Genomic DNA, 244 nt, shown 5'->3' with positions numbered 1-244 from the left:
CTTTGATGCTTCGGTATGGGAAATCTGGCCAGCATTGGCCTCGGGTGTGGCCTTGTATCTTCCCACGGAAACGCTGCGCCTGGATCCTGCCGGATTACGTGATTGGTTGATCGAGGAGGAAATAACGGTCAGTTTTGTGCCAACGCCATTGTTGGAACAGTTGGTAGCTTTGAAGTGGCCGGAACATCCGAAACTCAAGTATCTCTTAACCGGTGGAGACCAGCTTCGAACCGCACCGCCAGCA

1 protein-coding gene is annotated in these 244 nt (G+C 53.3%); it reads left to right on the top strand.

The genetic code is table 11. From position 1 onward, the window contains the following. A partial coding sequence (locus AC5WOE_RS20025) for a hypothetical protein (protein ID WP_496053354.1) occupies positions 1 to 244 on the top strand: 244 nt, incomplete at both ends.

The organism is Shimazuella sp. NTD248 (assembly GCF_059510395.1).
This window is presented reverse-complemented; position numbering and strand designations above follow the sequence as displayed.